The sequence below is a fragment of the Granulibacter bethesdensis genome (assembly GCF_001889545.1).
Taxonomy (GTDB): domain Bacteria; phylum Pseudomonadota; class Alphaproteobacteria; order Acetobacterales; family Acetobacteraceae; genus Granulibacter; species Granulibacter bethesdensis_B.
This window is the reverse complement of record NZ_CP018194.1, coordinates 1222160-1241448: the sequence shown is the minus strand read 5'-3', so window position 1 is coordinate 1241448 and position 19289 is coordinate 1222160. Positions and strand designations below refer to the sequence as shown.

The following is a 19289-nucleotide window of genomic DNA, read 5'->3' as shown; positions in this document are numbered from 1 at the left end:
ACGCGCCCCACTGGGCTACGAGCGCGACAAAGCCCAAGCAGGAGAACGGCCCGATGCGTATCACCCCTGTCGTCAAATCAATCCTCGATAATTACGAGAGTGACAATCCGGGAACCAAAGCCAACCTCGCCCGCATCCTGATGGAAGGGCGTCTGGGAGGAACCGGCAAGCTGGTCATTCTGCCGGTGGATCAAGGGTTCGAGCATGGCCCGGCCCGCAGCTTCGCCCCCAATCCGCCCGCCTATGACCCGCATTATCATTTCGACCTCGCCATCGAAGCCGGGCTGAGCGCTTATGCCGCCCCGCTGGGCATGATCGAGGCCGGTGCAGGCACCTATGCAGGCTCCATTCCGCTGATCCTGAAGGTCAATTCCTCCAACAGCCTTGCTGTTACCAAGGACCAGGCCGTTACCGGCACTGTGGCCGACGCGCTGCGTCTGGGATGTTCCGCCATCGGCTTCACCATCTATCCAGGCAGCGAGTACGCGTTCGACCAGATGGAAGAGCTGCGTGAACTGGCCGAAGAAGCCAAATCCGCCGGTCTTGCCGTGGTGGTATGGAGCTATCCGCGTGGTCCGGAACTCGACAAGAAGGCCGAGACCGCACTGGATATCTGCGCCTATGCTGCGCATATGGCTGCCCTGCTCGGCGCGCACATCATCAAAGTGAAGCCGCCCACTGATGCGGTCAGCCTGCCCGCCGCCCAGAAAACCTACGAGACCCAGAATATCGACCGTTCGACGCTGGCCAAGCGCGTTGAGCATGTGATGCAGGCTTCCTTCGCGGGCCGTCGCATCGTCGTGTTCTCCGGCGGCGAAACCACCGGCACCGACCAGTTGCTGGATACCATCCGCGGTCTGCGTGATGGCGGCGCCAACGGTTCCATCATCGGCCGCAACACCTTCCAGCGCCCGCGTGCGGAAGCTCTGGAACTGCTCGGGAAGATCATCGATATCTTCCAGAACAAGGCCTGATGAGCCATGAACGAGCGCTGCAGGCTCTATCTGATCACGCCTCCGGCGCTCGATCCTGACAGCTTCGTCGATACGCTCGCCCGCGCACTGGACGCGGGCGATGTCGGCGCGCTTCAGATCCGGCTGAAAAACCTTGATGACGATGCATTGCGCCGTGCCATCGACCGGCTGCGTCCGGTTGCCCATGATCGCGGCGTTGCCGTCATTCTGAACGACCGTCCCGATCTGGTGACGGAAAGCGGCTGTGACGGGGCGCATATCGGTCAGGAAGATGGCAACGTGATCGCCGCACGCGCTCTGCTCGGTGATCTGACTCTGGGCGTCTCCTGCCATGGCAGCCGCGATCTGGCGATGAGCGCGGGCGAAGCCGGTGCGGATTACGTCGCTTTCGGCGCATTCTACCCCTCCACCTCAAAAGAGGTCGTGCCTGAGGCAACCCCTGACCTGCTGGCCTGGTGGTCAGAGATGATGGAACTGCCGAGCGTTGCCATTGGCGGCATCGATCCGACCAATGCCGCCCCGCTGGTCAAGGCAGGAGCCGATTTTCTGGCCGTGATCGGCGCAGTCTGGAACCATCCGGATGGACCTGCTGCCGGGGTCAAGGCGCTGAATACCGCTATTCAAGCTGCTCTGACCGACGATCTGTAACGTCCCGATCTATTCCTCGGGCAACCACTGCACCTGCTGGATGCGCTCTGCGCCGGAGGCCAGCATCGCCAGACGGTCAAAACCCATCGCAATCCCCGCCGCCTGAGGCATTCCAAAAGCGAGCGCGGCCAGAAAATCCTCGTCCAGCGGCCAGCTCTGTCCGCCCAGCGCCTGCCGCCTGTTACGGTCGATCAGGAAGCGACGCCTCTGCTCCTCCGCATCAGTCAGCTCTACAAAGGCATTGGCCAGTTCAATGCCGCAGACGAACAACTCGAACCGTTCGGCAACACGGGGATCATTGGGGCAGGGTCGGGCCAGCGCTGCCTGCGCCACCGGCCAGTGGGTGAGGAAAGTCGGGCGTTCGCGCCCCAGATGCGGCTCGACCCGGTCCAGCAGCAGGCGGAAGAACAGATCCTCCCAATTCTCTTCCTCACGCAGCCTCACGCCGGCAGCTTCAGCAAGAGCCGGCGCGTCATCAGCCGTGGCAAGCACATCGGCACCGGTGTAGCGGGCAAAGGCCTCGGCCACGGTCAGGATTTCCGGCTCCTCGATCCGGGTGGTTACATCGCCGTTCGATACGACAGGCGGGAGGACCGAATGCAGTAATTGCATCGTCTCGGCGATCAGATCAGTCATGGAACTGCCGGGACGATACCATTCCAGCATGGTGAATTCCGCTGCATGACGGGCGCTGCCTTCACCGTTGCGCCAGACCCTGGCCAACTGAAAAATCGGCCCTGCCCCGGCCACCAGTAGGCGCTTCATGGCAAATTCCGGACTGGTATGCAGCCAGAGCGGCGTCACCACCCCATCCACCCCGATCCGCTCCGTCCGGAAAGCCTGAAGATGGACTTCCTCACCAGGAGCCGTGACGGCACAGGGCGTCTCAACCTCCAGATAGGCGCGCGCATCAAAAAACGCCCGCACGGCACGCGTCAGCGCGGCACGGCGGTGCAGAAAGGGAAGACGGTCCGCAAAGCGGTCCGGATGCCAGGAAGGTCTTGCCATGATCTGCTCTTTGCCAGCCTCTGTGCATTGCCGGAAGAGGTTTGAGAGCCTAGATGCTCTTTATGCCCGATGGTTCATATCATGATCCGGAAAATGCCGATGAATGCCGTCATCCGCACCCGCCACGCAGCCTGCGCAGTCTGGCTGATCTGCGACGGGCCGGGCTGATTGATGACGAGGCACCGTTACAGGCGGTCGCCGCGCAATATGCCATCGCTATCCCCCCCGCGATGCAGGCGCTGATCACAGACCGTCACGATCCGATCGGCCTGCAAGTAATTCCTGATCCGGCGGAAATAATCACCGCCCCCTATGAAAGCGTCGATCCCATTGGCGATGATGCCCTGTCGCCCGTTCCCGGCATCGTCCATCGCTATCCTGACCGTGCCCTGTTGAAGCCGCTGCTCATCTGCCCGGTCTATTGCCGGTTCTGCTTCCGACGGGAGCATGTCGGACCGGATGGAGGGGTGCTTTCCGAGGAACAGTTAAGGGTTGCCCTCGACTGGCTGGCTGGCCATCCCCAGATAAGGGAAGTCATTCTGACCGGCGGTGATCCGCTGATGCTATCTCCAAGAAGATTATCTTTTATTATCAATGAATTAAATAATATTCCTCATATTGATATCATTCGCATTCACAGTCGCGTGCCGGTGGCTGAACCAGCTATTGTCACGCAAGCCATGCTCAATGCGCTTGAAACAGAAAAAGCTCTTTTCCTCGTTCTTCACACGAACAATGTTCGTGAACTCACTGATAATGCGGCTTTATGTATCCAGTCTTTCCAGCATCAAGGCATCCCTGTGCTAAGCCAGACAGTCCTGCTGCGAGGGGTCAATGATTCCGCAGATGCGCTGGAGACGCTTTATCGTCGTCTGCTGCGTCTTCGGGTGAAGCCCTATTATCTGCACCAGCTGGATGCCGCCCCCGGTACAGCAAGGTTTCGCGTGCCGGTCGAGGAAGGGCGTGCCATCCTTCGTGCCTTGCGTAGCCGTATCAGCGGCCTTGCATGGCCCACTTACGTCATCGATATTCCCGGCGGATATGGGAAAGTACCGGTCGATCCGGATTATCTGGAGTCGGATGGCTCCATCCGCGACATCCATGGCCACCGCCACATTTTGTCTGGAGAGGCTTTGCCGTGACTGCATCCAAATATCCTGCCCTGCGCAGCCTCTCTGTTTTGCTGCTGCCTTGCGCTCTGGGCATCCTGCTGACCGGCTGCGCCACTCAGGAGGAGATCATCAGCGATCAGGAAACCCTTCTGTCTGCGGCAGGATTTGTCATCAAACCTGTCAATACGCCGGAACGCCAGACCAGCCTTGCCACCCTGCCCCCCAACCGCATCGTCATGCAGCCATCCGGCGACAGGATGACGTTCCTGTATGCCGATCCAGTGGTGTGCAAATGCCTGTTCGTCGGTGATCAGCCTTCGTTCAGCCGCTATCAGCAGATGACGTTCCAGCAACGTCTGGCCAATCAGGCACAATCAACCGCCCTCGCCTATCAAAGCGCCTCCTTCGGCTGGGGGCCGTGGGGCGGAGGACCATGGGGCTGGGGTTGGGGCGGCGGTATGTGGGGACCGGGCTGGTGGTGGTAACATTGCCCGGCCTGAAATCCCCCAATCTTCATGATCCCATATGCATTGGCGGCCCTACACCGTCATAACAGGTTGCCGGTTCTGGCGGTTCGGTCTAGACAGCCGCCCGTCCGGGATATTTCCGTCCCGGACACTCGTCTACATCCACCCGAGAGTTTAATGCCATGAAGCAGCAGGCAAACCTGATTCGTGCCGGTCAGGTGATCGAGCATGACGGACGCCGCTGGACCGTCCTGAAGCAGCAGATCATCACCCCCGGCAAAGGTGGTGCCTTCATTCAGGTGGAAATGCGCGATCTGAAAACCGGCAACAAGACCAACGAACGCTGGCGCACCGCCGATACGGTCGAACGTCTGATGACCGAGGAAAAGGATTACACCTATTCCTATACCGATGGTGACAATCTGGTTCTGATGGACCCTGAAACCTTTGAACAGGCGCTGATCCCCACCGAGATTCTGGGTGACGCAGTGGCCTTCCTGCAGGACAACATGCAGGTAACGGTTGATCTCGTCGAAGGCGATCCGGTGGCCATCCACCTGCCTGCCCAGGTTACGCTGGAAATCGTGGAAGCCGATCCGGTGGTAAAGGGTCAGACCGCGTCTTCTTCCTACAAGCCCGCCAAGCTGTCGAACGGTGTGCGCGTCATGGTCCCGCCCTTTATCGAGGCCGGCGAGCGCATCGTGGTCCGTACTGAAGACTCCACCTATGTGGAACGTGCGAAGTAATATCCGCACTGCATGACTGCGTGATGATGCCGGTCCCGCCGCGCCGACGCTTTCCAGGCACGGCGCGGTGGCGTATCGAGTCATCCTGAGTTTGTTTTTTCCTCCGCCCGGAGCGCCAACGCATCATGGCCCTACGCCTGTCCCCTCATATGACCGTCATGCAGAATGCGGCCCAGCGTGCTGCCAAGCGGCTGCTGCGCGATTTCAACGAGGTGGAGCAGTTACAGGTCAGCGTGAAGGGCCCGTCGGACTTCGTCTCCCAGGCTGATCTGCGCTCGGAACAGTCGATCCGGGACGATCTGACCAAGGCACGCCCCGGTTACGCCCTGTTGATGGAAGAAAGCGGTGCGTCCGGTGGCGATAACTGGACATGGCGCTGGGTGGTCGATCCGCTGGACGGAACCACGAATTTCCTGCACGGCATTCCGCACTGGGCCATCAGCATCGGGCTGGAACGGCGTCTTCCCGATGGAAACACCGAACTGGCCGCCGCTGTGGTGTATTCTCCCGCAGTCGATGAAATGTTCTGGGCTGAAAAAGGCTCTGGCGCCTTTCTGAACGAACGTCGCCTGCGGGTCTCCGCACGCCGTGAACTGCACGATGCAGTGTTTGCCACCGGCATTCCTTTTGCGGCCGTCAGCGCCCCGCGTCGTCTGGCTTTTGCCCGCACACTCGGCACATTGATGCCGCAGGTGGCCGGGATCCGCCGCTTCGGCTCGGCCGCACTTGATCTCGCCTGGGTTGCGGCAGGGCGCTATGATGGATTCTGGGAGCTGGGGTTGAAACCTTGGGATGTAGCCGCCGGACTGCTGCTGGTACGTGAGGCGGGTGGCTATGCCGTCGATCCATCCGGTGCCGATCCGCTCCAGACCGGGGATGTCGTGGCCAGCAACGGCCATCTGCATTCCAAACTGCTTGATATCGTCCAGGATGGGGTCGCCGCATCCCGCACAAGTTGATTCATCTCTGTTCCATGGATTGAGTCTGGTCTGGAGGGCAGGATATGAATACCGCCATGAAGCGCATGATGCCGTATTCCTTTTTCTCCAGTGCCTGCCGGACCATGCTGACGGTCATGCTCGGAATGGGTGTGGCGGCACCTTTGCATGAAGCGCACGCTGAAGCGCAGGTCGATACGCGTGCTCTGGATCAGTTGGACGGCAAGCCCGTGACGCAGCAGCAGACCGGTAAAGCAGCCCCCAGGCATTCGTCACACGCCAACAACAGCAAGAAACACAAGGCCACATCCGGCAAAAAGGCTTCTCCAAAAGAAGAAGAGGCTAAAAAACCGGCAACACCCCCGGCGCCCCCGGTGAAAATGCCCGCAACGCCCCCTGTTGCACCCGTTATTGCCCCGCCCCTGCCTTCCGCGCCCGACCACACCTCTCCCCCCGTGCCACCACCTGTCGTGACTGCAAATGCACCGGGGGGACTGTCCACGACCGGTGAAGGATTGAGGGTCATGTTTGGTACAGGGCGTTCCGATATCAGCCCGGCCACCAATGACGCCTTGCGGGAAGCTGCCCGGGACGTCAGCAAGTTGTCGAACGAAAGCGTTACTATCCTCGCTTATGCGCCCGGCACCACTGACGACCCTTCAACCGCACGCCGCCTGTCCCTGTCCCGCGCCCTGACCATCAGAAGTGCCCTGATTGCGGCCGGTATGCCCTCAACCAAGATTTTTGTTCGCGCTCTCGGCAGCAATATCGGCAACGGACCTGCGGACAGAGCCGATATTATCCGAACACAGGCGAGCAAGGCGCCCTCTCAATCCGACGCCAAACCTGAAATCAAGCCGTCAGAGCAAACTCCCCAGGCGCAAGGACACCCATAATGAGCCTCGCGACCAGCTCGACACGTGCTTCCAATATGGTCAGGCCGGTTGCGTATCTTCTCCGGATGCTTGCGTTTCTTGCGGCTGTCGGCGGAATTGCCGTTGCGCTGGAACCGGCGCTGAAGCCGATCTTTCTGCATAATCCGTATCTGAACGGGCTGATCCTGCTGATCCTTCTGCTCGGCATTATCTGGAACATCCGGCAGGTGACCCGGCTGGAACCGGAAGTACGCTGGCTGATCTCCTTCCGGCGGGATCAGGCACCGGACAGCGCCAGCCAGCCCCGTCTGCTCGCCCCCATGGCCAGCATGCTGGTGACCCGGGCCGCCAGCACCACACGCCCGGGAGAAAAACGCTTTACCCTCTCGGCCTCAGCGATGCGATCGGTGCTCGATACGATTGCCAGCCGTCTGGATGAAAGCCGGGAACTGTCCCGCTATATGACCGGATTGCTGATTTTCCTCGGGTTGCTGGGCACGTTCTGGGGACTGTTACGCACCATTGGCGGGGTCAGTGACGTTATCTCCGGGATGTCCGTCAATGGATCCGGTGATGTGAACATGATGTTCGAGCAACTGAAATCCGGACTGGCCCGCCCGATCGCCGGAATGGGCACCGCATTCTCCGCCAGCATGTTCGGCCTGTCCGGCGCACTGGTGCTGGGCTTTCTGGATCTGACCGCCGGACAGGCCCAGAATCGCTTCTTCAATGAGCTGGAAGAATGGCTGGCCGGGTTGACCCGCCTTTCCTCCGGCGCGCTGGGGACGGATGGTGAAGGCAGCGTGCCGGTCTATGTACAGGCCCTGCTGGAACAGACCGCCGAAAACATGGAACGGCTTCAACAGATTCTTGCACGCGGAGAGGAAAATCGTCAGGCTTCTCATCAGGCACTGCTTGCTTTGACCGAGCGGATCGGATCACTCTCCGACACAGTGCGAACCGGCCAGCAGGTGATGGTCAAAATTGCAGAAGCCCAGACTCAGCTTACCCCGGTCCTGCGCACTCTGAACGAGCGATACGATGAAGAGCGCAGCCTGTCTGAACTGCTGCAAACTCATATGCGTGCTGTCGAAACACTGTTGCAGCGTCAGATTACCGAGGCCGAACAGGGCCGCATTCAATCCACCGCCGAACTCCGCAACGATCTGCGCATCCTGACCCGCACAGTCGGCGCGCTGGCAGACGACGCGCAGGGCTGAGATGGCGCTTTCCCGGCGGCGCAACACCAGTGGTGAAAACCTGCATGTCTGGCCTGGCTATGTAGATGCCCTGTCTACCCTGCTGATGGTCATCATCTTTGTGCTGCTGGTCTTTGTGCTGGCACAGGCTTTTCTGTCCTACACGCTGGCCGGCAAGGAACACAGGCTGGATGAGCTGAACAGGCAACTGGCAATCATTTCTCGTCAATTCGCGCTGGAGCAGCAACACAGCACGCAGCTTGCGCAATCTCTTGAACAGTTACGCAATGAAGTAGCCGGAAAGGAAGCCGATATTGCCCGTCTGAGGACACAGACCGGCGTACTGGCCGAACAGAAATCCCGTCTGGAAAGCCAGCTTGCCGGTCGTGATCAGGATGTAAAACGCGCCGAGGCAAAGCTTGCTGAACTGGACCAGACCATCCACAGCAAGGATACCGCGCTGGACAGGCTGCGTGACGATCTGGAAGCCATTCGCCACCAACTTGCCGCCGTGCAGTCGGCACTGGATGCATCGGAGAAAGAGTCCCAATCCAAAGACCGCACCATCGCCGATCTTGGTATGCGCCTGAATGTCGCGTTGGCCGAGAAAGTCGAGGAGCTGAAAAAATACCGCAGTGAGTTCTTCGGCAAGTTGCGGGAGGTCCTCGCCGGACGGCCTGGGATTCAGGTGGTGGGCGACCGTTTCGTGTTTCAGAGTGATGTCCTGTTTCCATCCGGCAGTGCCGATCTGACTGAGCAAGGGCGCCAGCAGGTGAAGGATATCGCCGCCGCGCTGATCCAACTGTCAAAAAAATTTCCGTCCAACGTCAACTGGCTGCTGCGGGTAGATGGGCATGCTGATCGGCAGAAAATGGTCAATGGCAAATTCGCTTCCAATTGGGAGCTATCCGCTCAACGCGCTATCAATGTAGCCCGGCTGCTGATCGAACAGGGTGTCCCCGGCAACCATGTCTCGGCTGACGCCTTCGCGGATTATCAACCTGTCTCCCAGGGAAATAGCGAAGCGGATCTGGCAAAAAACCGGCGAATCGAATTGCGTCTGACGGATCGCTGATCCGATCAGGCAAAAAACGCGGCGCGACATACTTTGTTACCTGAGCGCCATTCTTTCTTCAGGCGTTACCCGTATATCCCGGCCGTTCAATGGCAGGAAGACTGTCTGAAACCACGGATTAACGCCTTTCGGAGCCATTTTTATGCCATTCGCTCTTACGCCACGCGTCGTACGCATCATGCGTGCCACAGTCGGTTTTATACTTGTCTTCAGCCTCTCCATGCTCGCTGGCATGACGGATGCCATCGGCTTTCTGTCGGTCGATGAATTCATGTCGTTCATGAGCGGCAATACCACCCGGATGGGGGTGGCGCTCAGTCTGGAAAATATTGAGCGGTTCGAGCGTCTTGCTCTGGTCATCGCCATGTTTGTGGTCGGTAATGCCCTCGGTATGATGCTGAGCTACTCCACGCGCCGCCTGCGGATTCCAGTACTAATGCTGTTCATCAGCACCCTGCTGTGCATCGCGGCAGGCTGGCCGGGTGATGAGATGGGCACACCTTCTCTGGTTTGCGCGGTCATCGCTATGGGCGCGCTCAACAATGTGGTTGATAATGTCGAAGGAGTTGCTCTGGCGCTGACTTACGTCAGCGGCGCATTGTCAAAATTCGGGCGCGGGCTGGGACGCTTCATGATGGGCGATCGGAATCTGGACTGGCTGGCCCAGATCGTCCCATGGGGCGGTCTGGTGGTCGGGGCCACCATCGGCGCGGCACTTCAGGAACATTATGGGCGCCATGGTCTTTGGGCGTGCTTCGCTGTATCCCTCATCCTGACCACGACAACGGTGCTGATTCCCCGCGCCTGGCAGCGCCGCTTCGGTTAAATCCCTGCCGACAGGGTTCAGGAGGCGGGATGGATCTCCATCCCGTCGAAACCTGGTTCAAGACCCGGGGGCAGATTGGCCTGCATCCATCCCCAGTCGAGATCATAGCCCATATGGGTCAGCACGGTACGCCTGACCCCGATCCGCGCCGCCCATTGAGCGACCAGAGCGATATGGGCATGCGTTGCATGCTTCTGCCGCTGAAAACAGCCGACGACCCAGGTGTCGATGCCTTGCAACCGGTCCAGAACCTCCGGTTCCATGGCCACGACATCGGTCGAGTATGCGAACCGGCCTACCCGAATCCCCAGAGAACGCGCATAGCCGTGATCCTGATCGAGCAGGGTCACAGGAAACCCGGCAATAGTGAGATCCTGTCCGGCCTCCACCTGATGTGGCACCAGTACGGGGCGATAAAATCCCGGTGGCTTCCACGGGCGAAATGCATAATCGAAGCGAAGCGCCAGTTCCTCCATCGTTTTTGTGCTGGCGTAAGCGTCGATGGGCTTCCCGGTCAGGCGGTTCAGGATGCGGACATCATCCAGCCCGGTAATGTGGTCGGCATGGGCATGGGTAAACAGCACCGCATCAATGCTCGCGATACCGGTTGCCAGCAATTGTGCCCGCAGATCGGGGCCGGTATCGATCAGCAGGCGTCGACCATCCTGCTCAATGATGATGGACGAGCGTGTACGCCGGTTTCTGGGTTCGGCCGGGTCGCAGGCTCCCCAATCCCCCCTGCCATCCTCACCACCGAGCTGGGGAACACCGGCAGAACCTCCACAGCCGAGCATGACGACGCGCATCATGTCGTTCTTTTAAACAGACGGCGGAAATTGGCCGTGGTCAGCGCTGCGATCTCCTCCACAGACACTGACCGCACCGAAGCCAGTGTTTCCGCCGTGCGGGCCATATAAGCAGGCTCATTGCGCTTGCCCCGATGGGGTGCCGGAGCAAGGTAGGGTGAGTCTGTTTCCAGCAGCAGCCGATCAGAGGGCAGATCGGCCACGATGGCACGCAGTTCGGTCGATTTGGGAAAAGTCAGGATACCCGACAGGCTGAAATAGCCACCGATCGCAGCCGCCCGTTCCGCCAGCCCACGCCCGGAACTGAAACAATGCAGCAGAAAAGGGAACGCCCCGTTCCGGTGTTCTTCCTCCAGCAAGCTGGCAATATCATCATCCGCATCCCGCGCATGGATACAGAGCGGCAGGCCGGTTTCCCTCGCCGCATGGATATGCCGACGGAAACTTTCCTTCTGCACATCCACGGGAGCCCGGTCATAGAAGTAATCAAGGCCGGATTCACCGATCCCCACCACTTTCGGATGGCGGGTCAGGGCCACCAGATCGGCGACCTCCGGCATAGCCTCCTCATGAGCATGCTGGGGATGAACGCCGATGGTGCACCAGACCCCAGGATGCGCTTCCGCACAGGCGATCAGCCATGGCGTCTGCGACAGGCGCACGGAAATTGTCACCATCTCCCCGACCCCGGCAGCTTGGGCACGGCTCAGCAGATCGGGCAGCTCGGCCTCGAAGTAATCCAGATGACAATGGCTATCGATCAGCATAATGGCTCAAGCAGCCTCATCAACAAAACGGGGGAAGATACCCTGAGGGGCAGGCAGGGCAGTACCCTCCGCCAGATGCGTCTTCAGCGCAGCAAACGGAACCTGCTCACCGGCAGCTTCCGGCACACCAAGCTGCACCAGCATGCGGGCGGCGCTGTCAGGCATGAAAGGCTGCATGACGGTGGCGATGATCCGCAGCGCATCGGCCAGAACGCGCAACACATCCCGCATCCGGTCCGGATCGGTTTTTTTCAGCGCCCAGGGCGCCTGACGGTCGATATAGCCATTGGCGGCCCGGATGACCTTCCATGCCTCCTCCAACGCCTCATGAAACGCCTGACGGTCGATCTGCGCGCCCATTTTCGTGGGCAGGGAAGCCGCATCACGCAGCAGGGTGGCGTCATCCTCGGTCTCTTTCCCCCGCGCCGGCAAAGCGCCATCGCAGTTCCGGGCGATCAGGGACAGGGTTCGCTGCGCCAGATTACCGAGATCATTGGCCAGTTCGGTATTCATCCGCCCGATCATGGCGCGACGGCTGAAATCGCCATCATTGCCGAACGGCACTTCCCGCAGCAGGAAAAACCGGACCGGATCGAGGCCGAACTCCTCCACCAGTGCACCCGGCTCGATCGTATTGCCGAGGGATTTGCTCATTTTCTCGCCTTCGACCGTCCACCAGCCATGGGCGAACACCCGTCGCGGCAGAGGCAGACCGGCAGCCATCAGGAAGGCTGGCCAGAAAATCGCGTGGAAACGCAGGATGTCCTTGCCGACCATATGAAGATCGGCCGGCCAGAACGGCCAGGCGGGTGAGGTTTCATCAGGATAGCCAATAGCGGTCAGATAATTGGTCAGCGCATCCAGCCAGACATAGACGACATGCTTTGCATCGCCCGGCACCGGCACGCCCCAGGAGAAGCTGGTGCGGCTGATGGAAAGATCGGTCAGTCCCTGTTTGACGAAGCTGATCACCTCGTTCCGGCGGGCCTGCGGCGCAATGAAATCGGGCTGATCCTCATACAGCCTGAGCAGCGCATCCCCCCAGTGGGAAAGACGGAAGAAATAGCTCGGCTCCGTCACCCGCTCCACCGGCGCACCGGTCGGCGCATAGCGTTTGCCGTCGGGCTTCAGTGTGAGTTCGTCCTCGCCATAGAAAGCCTCGTCACGGACCGCGTACCAACCTTCATAGCTGCCGAGATAAATTTCTCCCCGTTCCTCCAGCCGGGACCACAGGGCGGCAACCGCCTTCTTGTGGTCAGGCTCGGTGGTGCGGATAAACCGGTCATGGGATGTGTTCATTTTCTCCGCCATAGCGCGGAAACCATCGGCCATACCGTCGATGAAAGTCTGGGGATCGACCCCGGCATCGGCAGCCGCTTTCTCGACCTTCTGGCCGTGCTCGTCCGTGCCGGTCAGAAAGAACACCTCCCTGCCCTCCAGCCGCTTCCAACGGGCCAGAACGTCAGTCGCGACACAGGTATAGGCGTGCCCGATATGCGGGGCACCATTCACGTAGTAGATCGGGGTCGTGCAATAGTAACGGGTGTTCATGACGGGTCCAGAAGGCTGAGGCCGGCGAATATCGCCTGCCTTTTATCCAGGTGGAAACGCTCGGTCTCATCCTGAAGACGTCCCAGCGCGTGCCACACGTCGCTCCATGCATCAAGTGGGCGACGGCAAAGGAATTCATCCGTCCCACTGCCGGAGCGCCCCGCATGCCGCACCATTCTGGCCAATATGGCGCGCAGCAGCAGCATGAAGGTTGAAAAAGCCATGTCCCCTTTTGTCAGCATATCGGCCAGATCATGCCGATGGCTGAGTGAGGGAGGCGTGCGCAGAATATCCTCGGCCAGACGGGACAGGGCCAGCCCGTCCTGCTTGGCCAGTTGCAGTGCCCGGCCCGGCGCACCCTCCGACAGCCCGGCCAGCAGATCGCGCTCAGCCGCCGCCAGATCAGGCAGCAGGGCGGCCAGAACATCCTGCATAGGAGCCGCTTCCAGCGCCTGAAGCCGCAACATGCGGCAGCGGGAGCGGATCGTCGGCAACAGCCTGCCGGGAGAAGAACAACTCAGCAACAGGATCGCCCTTGGTGGAGGCTCCTCCAGCACTTTCAGCAGGGCATTGGCGGCATTACGGTTCAGCGTATCGGCTCCATCGACGATCACGACCCGCCAGCCGCCTTCCGCCGGTGTCAGATGCAGAAAGGATGCGATCTCCCGCACGTCATCAACGACGATTTCGGTGCGCTGGCGCTTGCGGCGCTCATCCCAGCCAGCCTCAATGCTCAACAGATCGGCATGGGTGTCGGCAGCCACACGCCTGAAAACAGGGTGATCCGGCGACAGCCATAACGGGCTATCCGCGTTCCTCTCCTGCTGTGAGCTTCCCCCCTCTGGTGCTCCGGCCAACAGCCAGCGGGCAAATCGGTAGGCCAGCGTCGCCTTGCCAATCCCGGCGGGACCGGTCAGCAGCCAGGCATGATGCAGCCGCCCTGAACGGACACTGGCAGCAAGCGTCGCTTCTGCCGACTCATGGCCATACAGCCGCGATGTCTGACGAGGCGTTTGCTCCGTCATGCAGCACCCCCCGCAGAGGCCAGACGTGGATCACCCAGCTTTTCCGCCAATGCGGCCAGTGCCATACGGGTAACCTCGGCAGGGGGACGCATCCCGTTCAGTACGACGCAACGCTGCGGGCTGGACGCGGCGATATCCAGAAAAGCCGCGCGGACCTGCTCAAAAAACGGCCTCCCGAGACGCTCGTAACGGTCAGCCACGGTCAAGGTGCCGGAGCGTGTAGCCAGCCGCTGTACCGATGCCTCGACCGGCGCATCGAGCACCAGTGTTACCTCCGGGTCCAGTCCCAGCCATGCCGACAATGCTGCAATCCGCTGCCTGTCCGCACCCTGGCAATATCCCTGATAAGCCATGGTCGAATCATAATACCGGTCGCACAGAACCCAGATACCCTGTTCCAGCGCAGGCCGGATGGTTCTGGCGACATGCTGGGCACGGGCCGCAAAATGCAGCAGGGTCTCGGCCAGACCATCCCAGTCCGGGCCATACAGCAGCAGGGAGCGAAGCTGCTCCGCCCCCTCCGTACCGCCCGGTTCTCTGGTGACAAGGGTTCTGATGCCCAGACTCTCCAGCGCCTCCGCAATGGCGCGGGTCTGGGTGGATTTGCCCGCCCCCTCACCGCCCTCCAGAGTGATGAAACGGCCGGAAGAGGATGAAAATCGATTCAGGGCGTCTGTACTCGGCATGGTCCTGATATGCACTGGCAACCCCCGGCAGGAAAGCACAAATCAGAACGGGCGGCCCTGCAGAGGGCCGCCCGTTTGCCGTTTACCCATCAGATCAGGAACAGATCATGGCGCAGGCGGATGTTCAATGACGTCTGCTGACTGTGTTTCGTCGCCCTGAGCAGGGCTCGTTTGACGGCGGTTACGCTGCTCGGCCATGAACTGGTCAAATTCCTGCTTGTCCCGAGCCTGACGCAGGCGGTGCAGATAGTCCTGAAATTCGCGCTGTTCTTCTTCCAGCCTGCGGAGTGTTTCCGCCCGATAGGCATCGAACGCTTCATTGCCGCTGCTGTCAGTCTGACGGGCACTCCCTCGGCCCGAACCCCTTTGCCGGCCCGAACCCCTTTGCGTCCACGCACGGGAGAAAAATTCTTTCACGCCTTCTCCGGTTGTCTGGCTGGCACAGCCATATGCGAATGGGCCACTCCAACCGCATCCGCCACCTTCAGCGTGGCCCGTTTTCCAGGCATGGAGACGACCGCTCGCGCTCAGGAACCCCAACGCCAATAATCCGAACGGCCACCACAGCATGAACCCCAGAATTATCACGGCAAGCCAGCCTGCCTTGCCGAAAACGTCAATCCGTTCCGCCCACATGGACATGGCCCTCATCTGACAGTCTCTATGTGAATGTTAGTCACATTTACATAAATAGGCAAGAAAAACCGCATTTCAAGAGGCTCCCCCACCATTCTGCAAACCCAGCGACTGGAGATAGATCAGCAACCCCGCTTCAAGAAGCTCTTCCGCGGTCATCGGCAGCTTACGGCGCGTATGGTCCTGTCTGCCGACAAAAAGCGACGCAATGCCATGCGCCATCGACCAGATATGCAGCGCCACCATCAAAGCCGGAGGCCGCTTTTCACGTGGCAATGTGGTGCAGGCATGCTCTGTCGCCATGCGGATCACGCCGAAAGCTCTTTCGGCCGCCGTCAGCAGGGCCGGCACTTCTTCCAGCGCAAAACCCGGCTCAAACATAGCGGTATAGTAAGCCCGGTGTTCACGGGCGAAAGACAGATAAGCCCGCCCGCACTGTTCTATGGCGCTGACCGGGTCCGGTCGACCGCCATTCCAGGCTGTGAGCAACGCTTCCTCGAACAGAGCATAACCACGGCGGCCGATTTCGGCGATCAGCTCATTCCGGTCCCGGAAATGGCGATAGGGTGCCGCCGGGCTGACCCCAACGGCACGAGCGATCTCGGCATTGGTAAAGCCGGTATTGCCTCGCTCGGCGATCAACTCCAGCCCGACGCTGACCAGCGCCTCCCGCAGGTTACCGTGATGATACGCTCTCATCGCGGCCCGACACGCTCGAACACCGGCGTGCCTGCGGAAAAATCAGCTTCCGGTGACATAATGGGTCAGCACCGCCATCGCACGGGACGGAAGACCCAGACGCGGCACATCCGCACCTGCCAGCAGAGGTACGGTCAGATTTGGCACACCGTCTCCACTGATGGTCAGGGTTCCGAGTTCAGCCCCCTTTGTCACCGGTGCACGCACCGGAGCATCATAGGAAATGGAGATTTTTGCCTTTTTCTGCCACTGGCGCGGCATCGTCACCACCAGATCCTTGCCCCCCACCAGCGGCACGGTCTTGCTGGTGCCAAGATAAACCGGTGCGCTGTCGATGGTGTCCCCTACGGTGAACAGCGTCACATTCTCGAACTGGCTGAAGGCCCATTCAAGCAGGCGTTCGCTTTCCGATGCCCGCTGATGCGAGGTTGTCAGACCATTCACCACCAGAATCACGCGGCGTTTGTTGCGCTCCGCACTGGCGCACACCCCATAGCCGCCCGCATCGGTATGGCCGGTTTTCAACCCGTCAGCGATGCCTTTCTGAACCAGCGGATTGCGGTTCTGCTGCTCGATATTGTTGTATTTAAAGGTCTTTTCTGAATCAAAGTGATAATATTCAGGGAAATCCTGAATGATACGCCGCGCCAGCGTCGCAATATCACGCACCGACATATGGTGGTTGGCGGAAGGCATGCCGGTACAGTTTTCGAAATTGCTGTTCGTCAGCCCCAGCAGCTTGGCTTTCTGGTTCATCAGATCAACGAATTGCTGCTCCGATCCGGCGATCCCCTCTGCCAGCACGATGCAGGCATCATTACCGGAATCCACGATCATACCGCGGATCAAATCCTCGACCTTCACGCTGCCCGGATAGGGCACGAACATTTTCGAGCCTTGCAGACGCCATGCTTTCTCGCTGACCGGCAGCATCTGATCCAGTTGCAGCTTCCCGGCCTTCAGCTCGCCATAGACGATATAGGCGGTCATCAGCTTGGTCATGGAGGAGGGCGGCATCTGCACATCCGCCTCCTTGTCCAACAAGGTTGCGCCCGTATTGAAATCGACCACAATTGCCCATTTCGCCACCGTGTCATAAGGACCGAACGGCGTGTTCGCAGGTGATCCCTGCGGTTCCGCCGCAGCCTCTGCCACCTTGGCCGCGTCTTTTTTACGATGAGTCGTGCCAGCCTTGCCGCGTGCCCATCCCTCGGCTACGCTCCCTGCCATCACGGCGGCACCGGCAAAACCACCCAATATCGCGCGGCGGGACAGATCAGGATAGCTGGACACGTCTGGCAAACTCCTAGTCGATCAACTGACGGCTATCGGTGGCAACGACAATGCGGGCATCAGGCACGCCTGCCGCCAGAGCACGCTCCAGCGCTGCGTCCGCCTCGGCAATGGTGGCGAACGGCCCCATCAGAACCGTATCACGTTCCTGCCCGTTCACCCTGGCACGTTCAACCCGCGCCCCCATCGCTCCCAGACGGGAAGCCTGAATCGAGGCAGCCCGCACACCACCAAAAACCCCTGCCTTGATATACAGATTACCGGGGCTTGGAACCCCCTGCTCCACCTGTTCCGGCAGCGGACCAATATCGGCAGCGCTGTTCTCTGCCTGATCAGGGATGGTCCGGGCAGGCGTGGACTGAATACCGGCAGAGCCGGATACCCCGGACGGAGGGGCCAAGCTTTCCTGCGCAACCTCCTGCCGCGGCGCGGCCTGCATCTTCACCCCATCCGCCGGGGGGCGGAAATGATCAAGCAACTGGGTTGATGCTGCTTCATCAACATCCAGCCGAATTTTCGTCGGTCCCTGAATGCCCAGCAATGCAGCGGCCCGCGGCGTCAACGATACCAGACGTGATGGCGAGGCCGGTCCCCGATCATTGACACGCAGACGCAGGCTCCGCCCGTTTTCCAGATTGGTGATCCGCACGATGGCAGGCAGTTGCAACGTCTGATGCGCTGCCGCCAGAGCCTGCGGATCATAGCGCTCACCATCGGCTGTCAGACGTGAGGAGGTATCTGTATCCACCGTCGCCAGACCGGTTTGGGTCAGCCTGACTTGCTCGGCCGGATAATACCAGACATCCCCGACCTGATAGGGTGCACCAACTGTCAGATGCGGCATCGGCAGCGGGGCATGACCACGCATACAACCGGCAAGGCCCGCAACACTCCCGAACACGCACAGCTTCCGCCAGAGTGCAGCCTTGCCTACCTTTTCCAGATCCGACCGTATCGTCACGCCATCACCATATCCCCGATCATGCCCACGGCAATGGCATAGAAGTCGGAAGGATTATAGCGCCGAATCACGTTAAAATTCGGATAAGCAAGAAAAGCCTCGCCCCCCGGCCCATCCGGCAGAATCAGGGAGGCCGGGAGGGGAGACGGCGGAAGCCTCTGCCCATTACCAAGCGTCACGCCAAGCCGCGCCCATTCCGCAAGGCTCAGCCTGTTTTGCCGCCCGGTCAGAGAAGGATCGATCGTCGCCGGGGCAATCGCCTGCGTCCCCCAGGGTTGTCCCTGATGCCAGCCGGATTTGAGCAGATAATTGGCGATCGAGGCCAACACATCCGGCACGCTGTCCCAGATATTGCGTCGACCATCGCCATCGAAATCAACCGCATACCGGTTGAAGGAGGTCGGCATGAATTGCGGCTGTCCCATGGCCCCGGCATAGCTTCCCTGCATGCGTGGCATCGTGATGTCGCCATGATTCAGGATTTTCAGCGCCGCCATCAGCTCCGACCGGAAAAAAGAAGCGCGGCGGCCTTCCCATGCGAGCGTGGCTGTTGCCTCAATGACGTTGAAGCCACCCTGAAACCCGCCGTAATTGGTCTCCAGCCCCCAGATGCCGAGGATAACGCCGCGATCCACACCGTATGCGTTCTCCACCTGCATCAACAACTGTGCATTCCGGGCAGCCTGCTCGCGCCCGGCAGCAATGCGTTTTTCCGACAGGCGCGTGCTGCGATAGCGCTCCCAGGTCATGGTGAATTCGGGCTGTTTGCGGTCCAGCTCGATCACCCGCGTATTGGGGGAAAGGCCGTTCAGCGCCTGTGCCAGAATCGCATCGGAGATGCCTGCCCGCCTGCCCTCTGCCCTTACACCAGCAATAAAAGCCCGGAAATCCTGTGCTTCAGCCCGATTCGAGGGAAAAACCTCACTGGCTGCGCCGAGACACGCGGCAGCCGGGAGAGCAGACAGAAAAGAGCGGCGGGGAATAGACATCATACTGG

The 19289-nt window shown here is 60.2% G+C and carries 21 protein-coding genes; 10 read left to right on the top strand and 11 right to left on the bottom strand.

Annotation, left to right across the window (positions count from 1 at the left end; translation table 11 throughout):
* The first annotated feature begins 53 nt into the window (after window positions 1-53).
* Both GbCGDNIH8_RS05670 and thiE read left to right on the top strand, forming a co-directional pair.
* Complete coding sequence (locus GbCGDNIH8_RS05670; protein ID WP_072572420.1) at window positions 54-974, top strand: class I fructose-bisphosphate aldolase; 921 nt, start codon at window positions 54-56, stop codon at window positions 972-974.
* A 6-nt stretch (window positions 975-980) separates the two neighbouring features.
* Entirely contained in the window at window positions 981-1622 is a 642-nt protein-coding gene (gene thiE / locus GbCGDNIH8_RS05665) for a thiamine phosphate synthase (protein ID WP_072572419.1), read from the top strand.
* Between the two features lie 9 nt (window positions 1623-1631).
* Here the strand turns inward: thiE and epmA are convergent, their stop codons facing one another.
* On the bottom strand, window positions 1632-2630 hold the full coding sequence (gene epmA, locus GbCGDNIH8_RS05660) for an EF-P lysine aminoacylase EpmA (RefSeq protein ID WP_072572418.1): 999 nt from the start codon (window positions 2628-2630) through the stop codon (window positions 1632-1634).
* Between the two features lie 53 nt (window positions 2631-2683).
* Here epmA and GbCGDNIH8_RS05655 point away from each other — a divergent pair, with 53 nt between their 5' ends.
* The 8 genes from GbCGDNIH8_RS05655 (at window position 2684) to GbCGDNIH8_RS05620 (ending at window position 9868) form a co-directional block, all read left to right on the top strand.
* Complete coding sequence (locus tag GbCGDNIH8_RS05655) at window positions 2684-3772, top strand: lysine-2,3-aminomutase-like protein (RefSeq protein ID WP_253736126.1); 1089 nt, start codon at window positions 2684-2686, stop codon at window positions 3770-3772.
* Window positions 3769-4227, top strand: coding sequence for a hypothetical protein (locus GbCGDNIH8_RS05650; RefSeq protein ID WP_253736125.1), 459 nt, complete (start codon window positions 3769-3771; stop codon window positions 4225-4227). Before GbCGDNIH8_RS05655 ends, GbCGDNIH8_RS05650 begins: the two co-directional genes overlap by 4 nt.
* A 164-nt stretch (window positions 4228-4391) precedes the next feature.
* Window positions 4392-4955, top strand: coding sequence for an elongation factor P (gene efp / locus GbCGDNIH8_RS05645; protein ID WP_072572417.1), 564 nt, complete (start codon window positions 4392-4394; stop codon window positions 4953-4955).
* Between the two features lie 125 nt (window positions 4956-5080).
* Window positions 5081-5914: an inositol monophosphatase family protein gene (locus GbCGDNIH8_RS05640; RefSeq protein WP_072572416.1), complete on the top strand. Its 834-nt coding sequence runs from the start codon at window positions 5081-5083 to the stop codon at window positions 5912-5914.
* 44 nt (window positions 5915-5958) lie between these two features.
* On the top strand, window positions 5959-6789 hold the full coding sequence (locus GbCGDNIH8_RS05635; protein ID WP_072572415.1) for an OmpA family protein: 831 nt from the start codon (window positions 5959-5961) through the stop codon (window positions 6787-6789).
* A 35-nt stretch (window positions 6790-6824) separates the two neighbouring features.
* Window positions 6825-7988 (top strand): flagellar motor protein MotA, encoded by a 1164-nt coding sequence (locus GbCGDNIH8_RS05630; RefSeq protein ID WP_072573675.1) that lies wholly within the window; start codon window positions 6825-6827, stop codon window positions 7986-7988.
* A gap of 1 nt (window position 7989) precedes the next feature.
* A complete protein-coding gene (locus tag GbCGDNIH8_RS05625) occupies window positions 7990-9042 on the top strand; it encodes a peptidoglycan -binding protein (protein ID WP_072572414.1) in 1053 nt (350 codons plus the stop codon).
* Between the two features lie 142 nt (window positions 9043-9184).
* A complete protein-coding gene (locus GbCGDNIH8_RS05620) occupies window positions 9185-9868 on the top strand; it encodes a YoaK family protein (RefSeq protein WP_011631787.1) in 684 nt (227 codons plus the stop codon).
* 17 nt (window positions 9869-9885) lie between these two features.
* Here GbCGDNIH8_RS05620 and GbCGDNIH8_RS05615 read toward each other — a convergent pair whose 3' ends face one another.
* The 10 genes from GbCGDNIH8_RS05615 to GbCGDNIH8_RS05570 all read right to left on the bottom strand — a co-directional run bounded on the left by GbCGDNIH8_RS05615 (window position 9886) and on the right by GbCGDNIH8_RS05570 (window position 19284).
* Window positions 9886-10674: an MBL fold metallo-hydrolase gene (locus tag GbCGDNIH8_RS05615; protein ID WP_072572413.1), complete on the bottom strand. Its 789-nt coding sequence runs from the start codon at window positions 10672-10674 to the stop codon at window positions 9886-9888.
* Window positions 10674-11441: a TatD family hydrolase gene (locus GbCGDNIH8_RS05610; protein ID WP_072572412.1), complete on the bottom strand. Its 768-nt coding sequence runs from the start codon at window positions 11439-11441 to the stop codon at window positions 10674-10676. The genes GbCGDNIH8_RS05615 and GbCGDNIH8_RS05610 overlap by 1 nt, the downstream gene beginning before the upstream one ends.
* 6 nt (window positions 11442-11447) lie before the next feature.
* Entirely contained in the window at window positions 11448-12992 is a 1545-nt protein-coding gene (metG, locus tag GbCGDNIH8_RS05605) for a methionine--tRNA ligase (protein ID WP_072572411.1), read from the bottom strand.
* Window positions 12989-14017, bottom strand: coding sequence for a DNA polymerase III subunit delta' (locus GbCGDNIH8_RS05600; RefSeq protein WP_072572410.1), 1029 nt, complete (start codon window positions 14015-14017; stop codon window positions 12989-12991). The genes metG and GbCGDNIH8_RS05600 overlap by 4 nt, the downstream gene beginning before the upstream one ends.
* The gene (gene tmk / locus GbCGDNIH8_RS05595; protein ID WP_072572409.1) at window positions 14014-14703 is read right to left on the bottom strand and encodes a dTMP kinase; all 690 of its coding nucleotides are present in this window, start codon (window positions 14701-14703) and stop codon (window positions 14014-14016) included. Before tmk ends, GbCGDNIH8_RS05600 begins: the two co-directional genes overlap by 4 nt.
* Before the next feature lie 105 nt (window positions 14704-14808).
* Entirely contained in the window at window positions 14809-15345 is a 537-nt protein-coding gene (locus GbCGDNIH8_RS05590) for a DUF2852 domain-containing protein (protein ID WP_072572408.1), read from the bottom strand.
* A gap of 69 nt (window positions 15346-15414) precedes the next feature.
* Complete coding sequence (locus GbCGDNIH8_RS05585; protein WP_072572407.1) at window positions 15415-16038, bottom strand: TetR/AcrR family transcriptional regulator; 624 nt, start codon at window positions 16036-16038, stop codon at window positions 15415-15417.
* A 42-nt stretch (window positions 16039-16080) separates the two neighbouring features.
* Window positions 16081-17340, bottom strand: a complete 1260-nt coding sequence (locus tag GbCGDNIH8_RS05580; RefSeq protein ID WP_072572406.1) for a D-alanyl-D-alanine carboxypeptidase family protein — start codon at window positions 17338-17340, stop codon at window positions 16081-16083.
* Between the two features lie 4 nt (window positions 17341-17344).
* Window positions 17345-18292: an SPOR domain-containing protein gene (locus GbCGDNIH8_RS05575; protein WP_081368865.1), complete on the bottom strand. Its 948-nt coding sequence runs from the start codon at window positions 18290-18292 to the stop codon at window positions 17345-17347.
* Window positions 18289-19284 (bottom strand): lytic murein transglycosylase, encoded by a 996-nt coding sequence (locus tag GbCGDNIH8_RS05570; RefSeq protein ID WP_072572405.1) that lies wholly within the window; start codon window positions 19282-19284, stop codon window positions 18289-18291. Before GbCGDNIH8_RS05570 ends, GbCGDNIH8_RS05575 begins: the two co-directional genes overlap by 4 nt.
* Window positions 19285-19289: the final 5 nt, after the last annotated feature.

Excerpts from the sequence above, each read along its gene's own strand:
- GbCGDNIH8_RS05610 (WP_072572412.1), bottom strand. The coding sequence starts at position 11,441 with ATGCTGATCGATAGCCATTGTCATCTGGATTACTTCGAGGCCGAGCTG.
- GbCGDNIH8_RS05585 (WP_072572407.1), bottom strand. The coding sequence starts at position 16,038 with ATGAGAGCGTATCATCACGGTAACCTGCGGGAGGCGCTGGTCAGCGTC.
- GbCGDNIH8_RS05615 (WP_072572413.1), bottom strand. The coding sequence starts at position 10,674 with ATGCGCGTCGTCATGCTCGGCTGTGGAGGTTCTGCCGGTGTTCCCCAG.
- GbCGDNIH8_RS05635 (WP_072572415.1), top strand. The coding sequence starts at position 5,959 with ATGAATACCGCCATGAAGCGCATGATGCCGTATTCCTTTTTCTCCAGT.
- tmk (WP_072572409.1), bottom strand. The coding sequence starts at position 14,703 with ATGCCGAGTACAGACGCCCTGAATCGATTTTCATCCTCTTCCGGCCGT.
- metG (WP_072572411.1), bottom strand. The coding sequence starts at position 12,992 with ATGAACACCCGTTACTATTGCACGACCCCGATCTACTACGTGAATGGT.
- GbCGDNIH8_RS05570 (WP_072572405.1), bottom strand. The coding sequence starts at position 19,284 with ATGATGTCTATTCCCCGCCGCTCTTTTCTGTCTGCTCTCCCGGCTGCC.
- GbCGDNIH8_RS05625 (WP_072572414.1), top strand. The coding sequence starts at position 7,990 with ATGGCGCTTTCCCGGCGGCGCAACACCAGTGGTGAAAACCTGCATGTC.
- GbCGDNIH8_RS05630 (WP_072573675.1), top strand. The coding sequence starts at position 6,825 with ATGGTCAGGCCGGTTGCGTATCTTCTCCGGATGCTTGCGTTTCTTGCG.
- efp (WP_072572417.1), top strand. The coding sequence starts at position 4,392 with ATGAAGCAGCAGGCAAACCTGATTCGTGCCGGTCAGGTGATCGAGCAT.
- epmA (WP_072572418.1), bottom strand. The coding sequence starts at position 2,630 with ATGGCAAGACCTTCCTGGCATCCGGACCGCTTTGCGGACCGTCTTCCC.
- GbCGDNIH8_RS05655 (WP_253736126.1), top strand. The coding sequence starts at position 2,684 with ATGCTCTTTATGCCCGATGGTTCATATCATGATCCGGAAAATGCCGAT.
- thiE (WP_072572419.1), top strand. The coding sequence starts at position 981 with ATGAACGAGCGCTGCAGGCTCTATCTGATCACGCCTCCGGCGCTCGAT.
- GbCGDNIH8_RS05620 (WP_011631787.1), top strand. The coding sequence starts at position 9,185 with ATGCCATTCGCTCTTACGCCACGCGTCGTACGCATCATGCGTGCCACA.
- GbCGDNIH8_RS05590 (WP_072572408.1), bottom strand. The coding sequence starts at position 15,345 with ATGTCCATGTGGGCGGAACGGATTGACGTTTTCGGCAAGGCAGGCTGG.
- GbCGDNIH8_RS05600 (WP_072572410.1), bottom strand. The coding sequence starts at position 14,017 with ATGACGGAGCAAACGCCTCGTCAGACATCGCGGCTGTATGGCCATGAG.
- GbCGDNIH8_RS05670 (WP_072572420.1), top strand. The coding sequence starts at position 54 with ATGCGTATCACCCCTGTCGTCAAATCAATCCTCGATAATTACGAGAGT.
- GbCGDNIH8_RS05640 (WP_072572416.1), top strand. The coding sequence starts at position 5,081 with ATGGCCCTACGCCTGTCCCCTCATATGACCGTCATGCAGAATGCGGCC.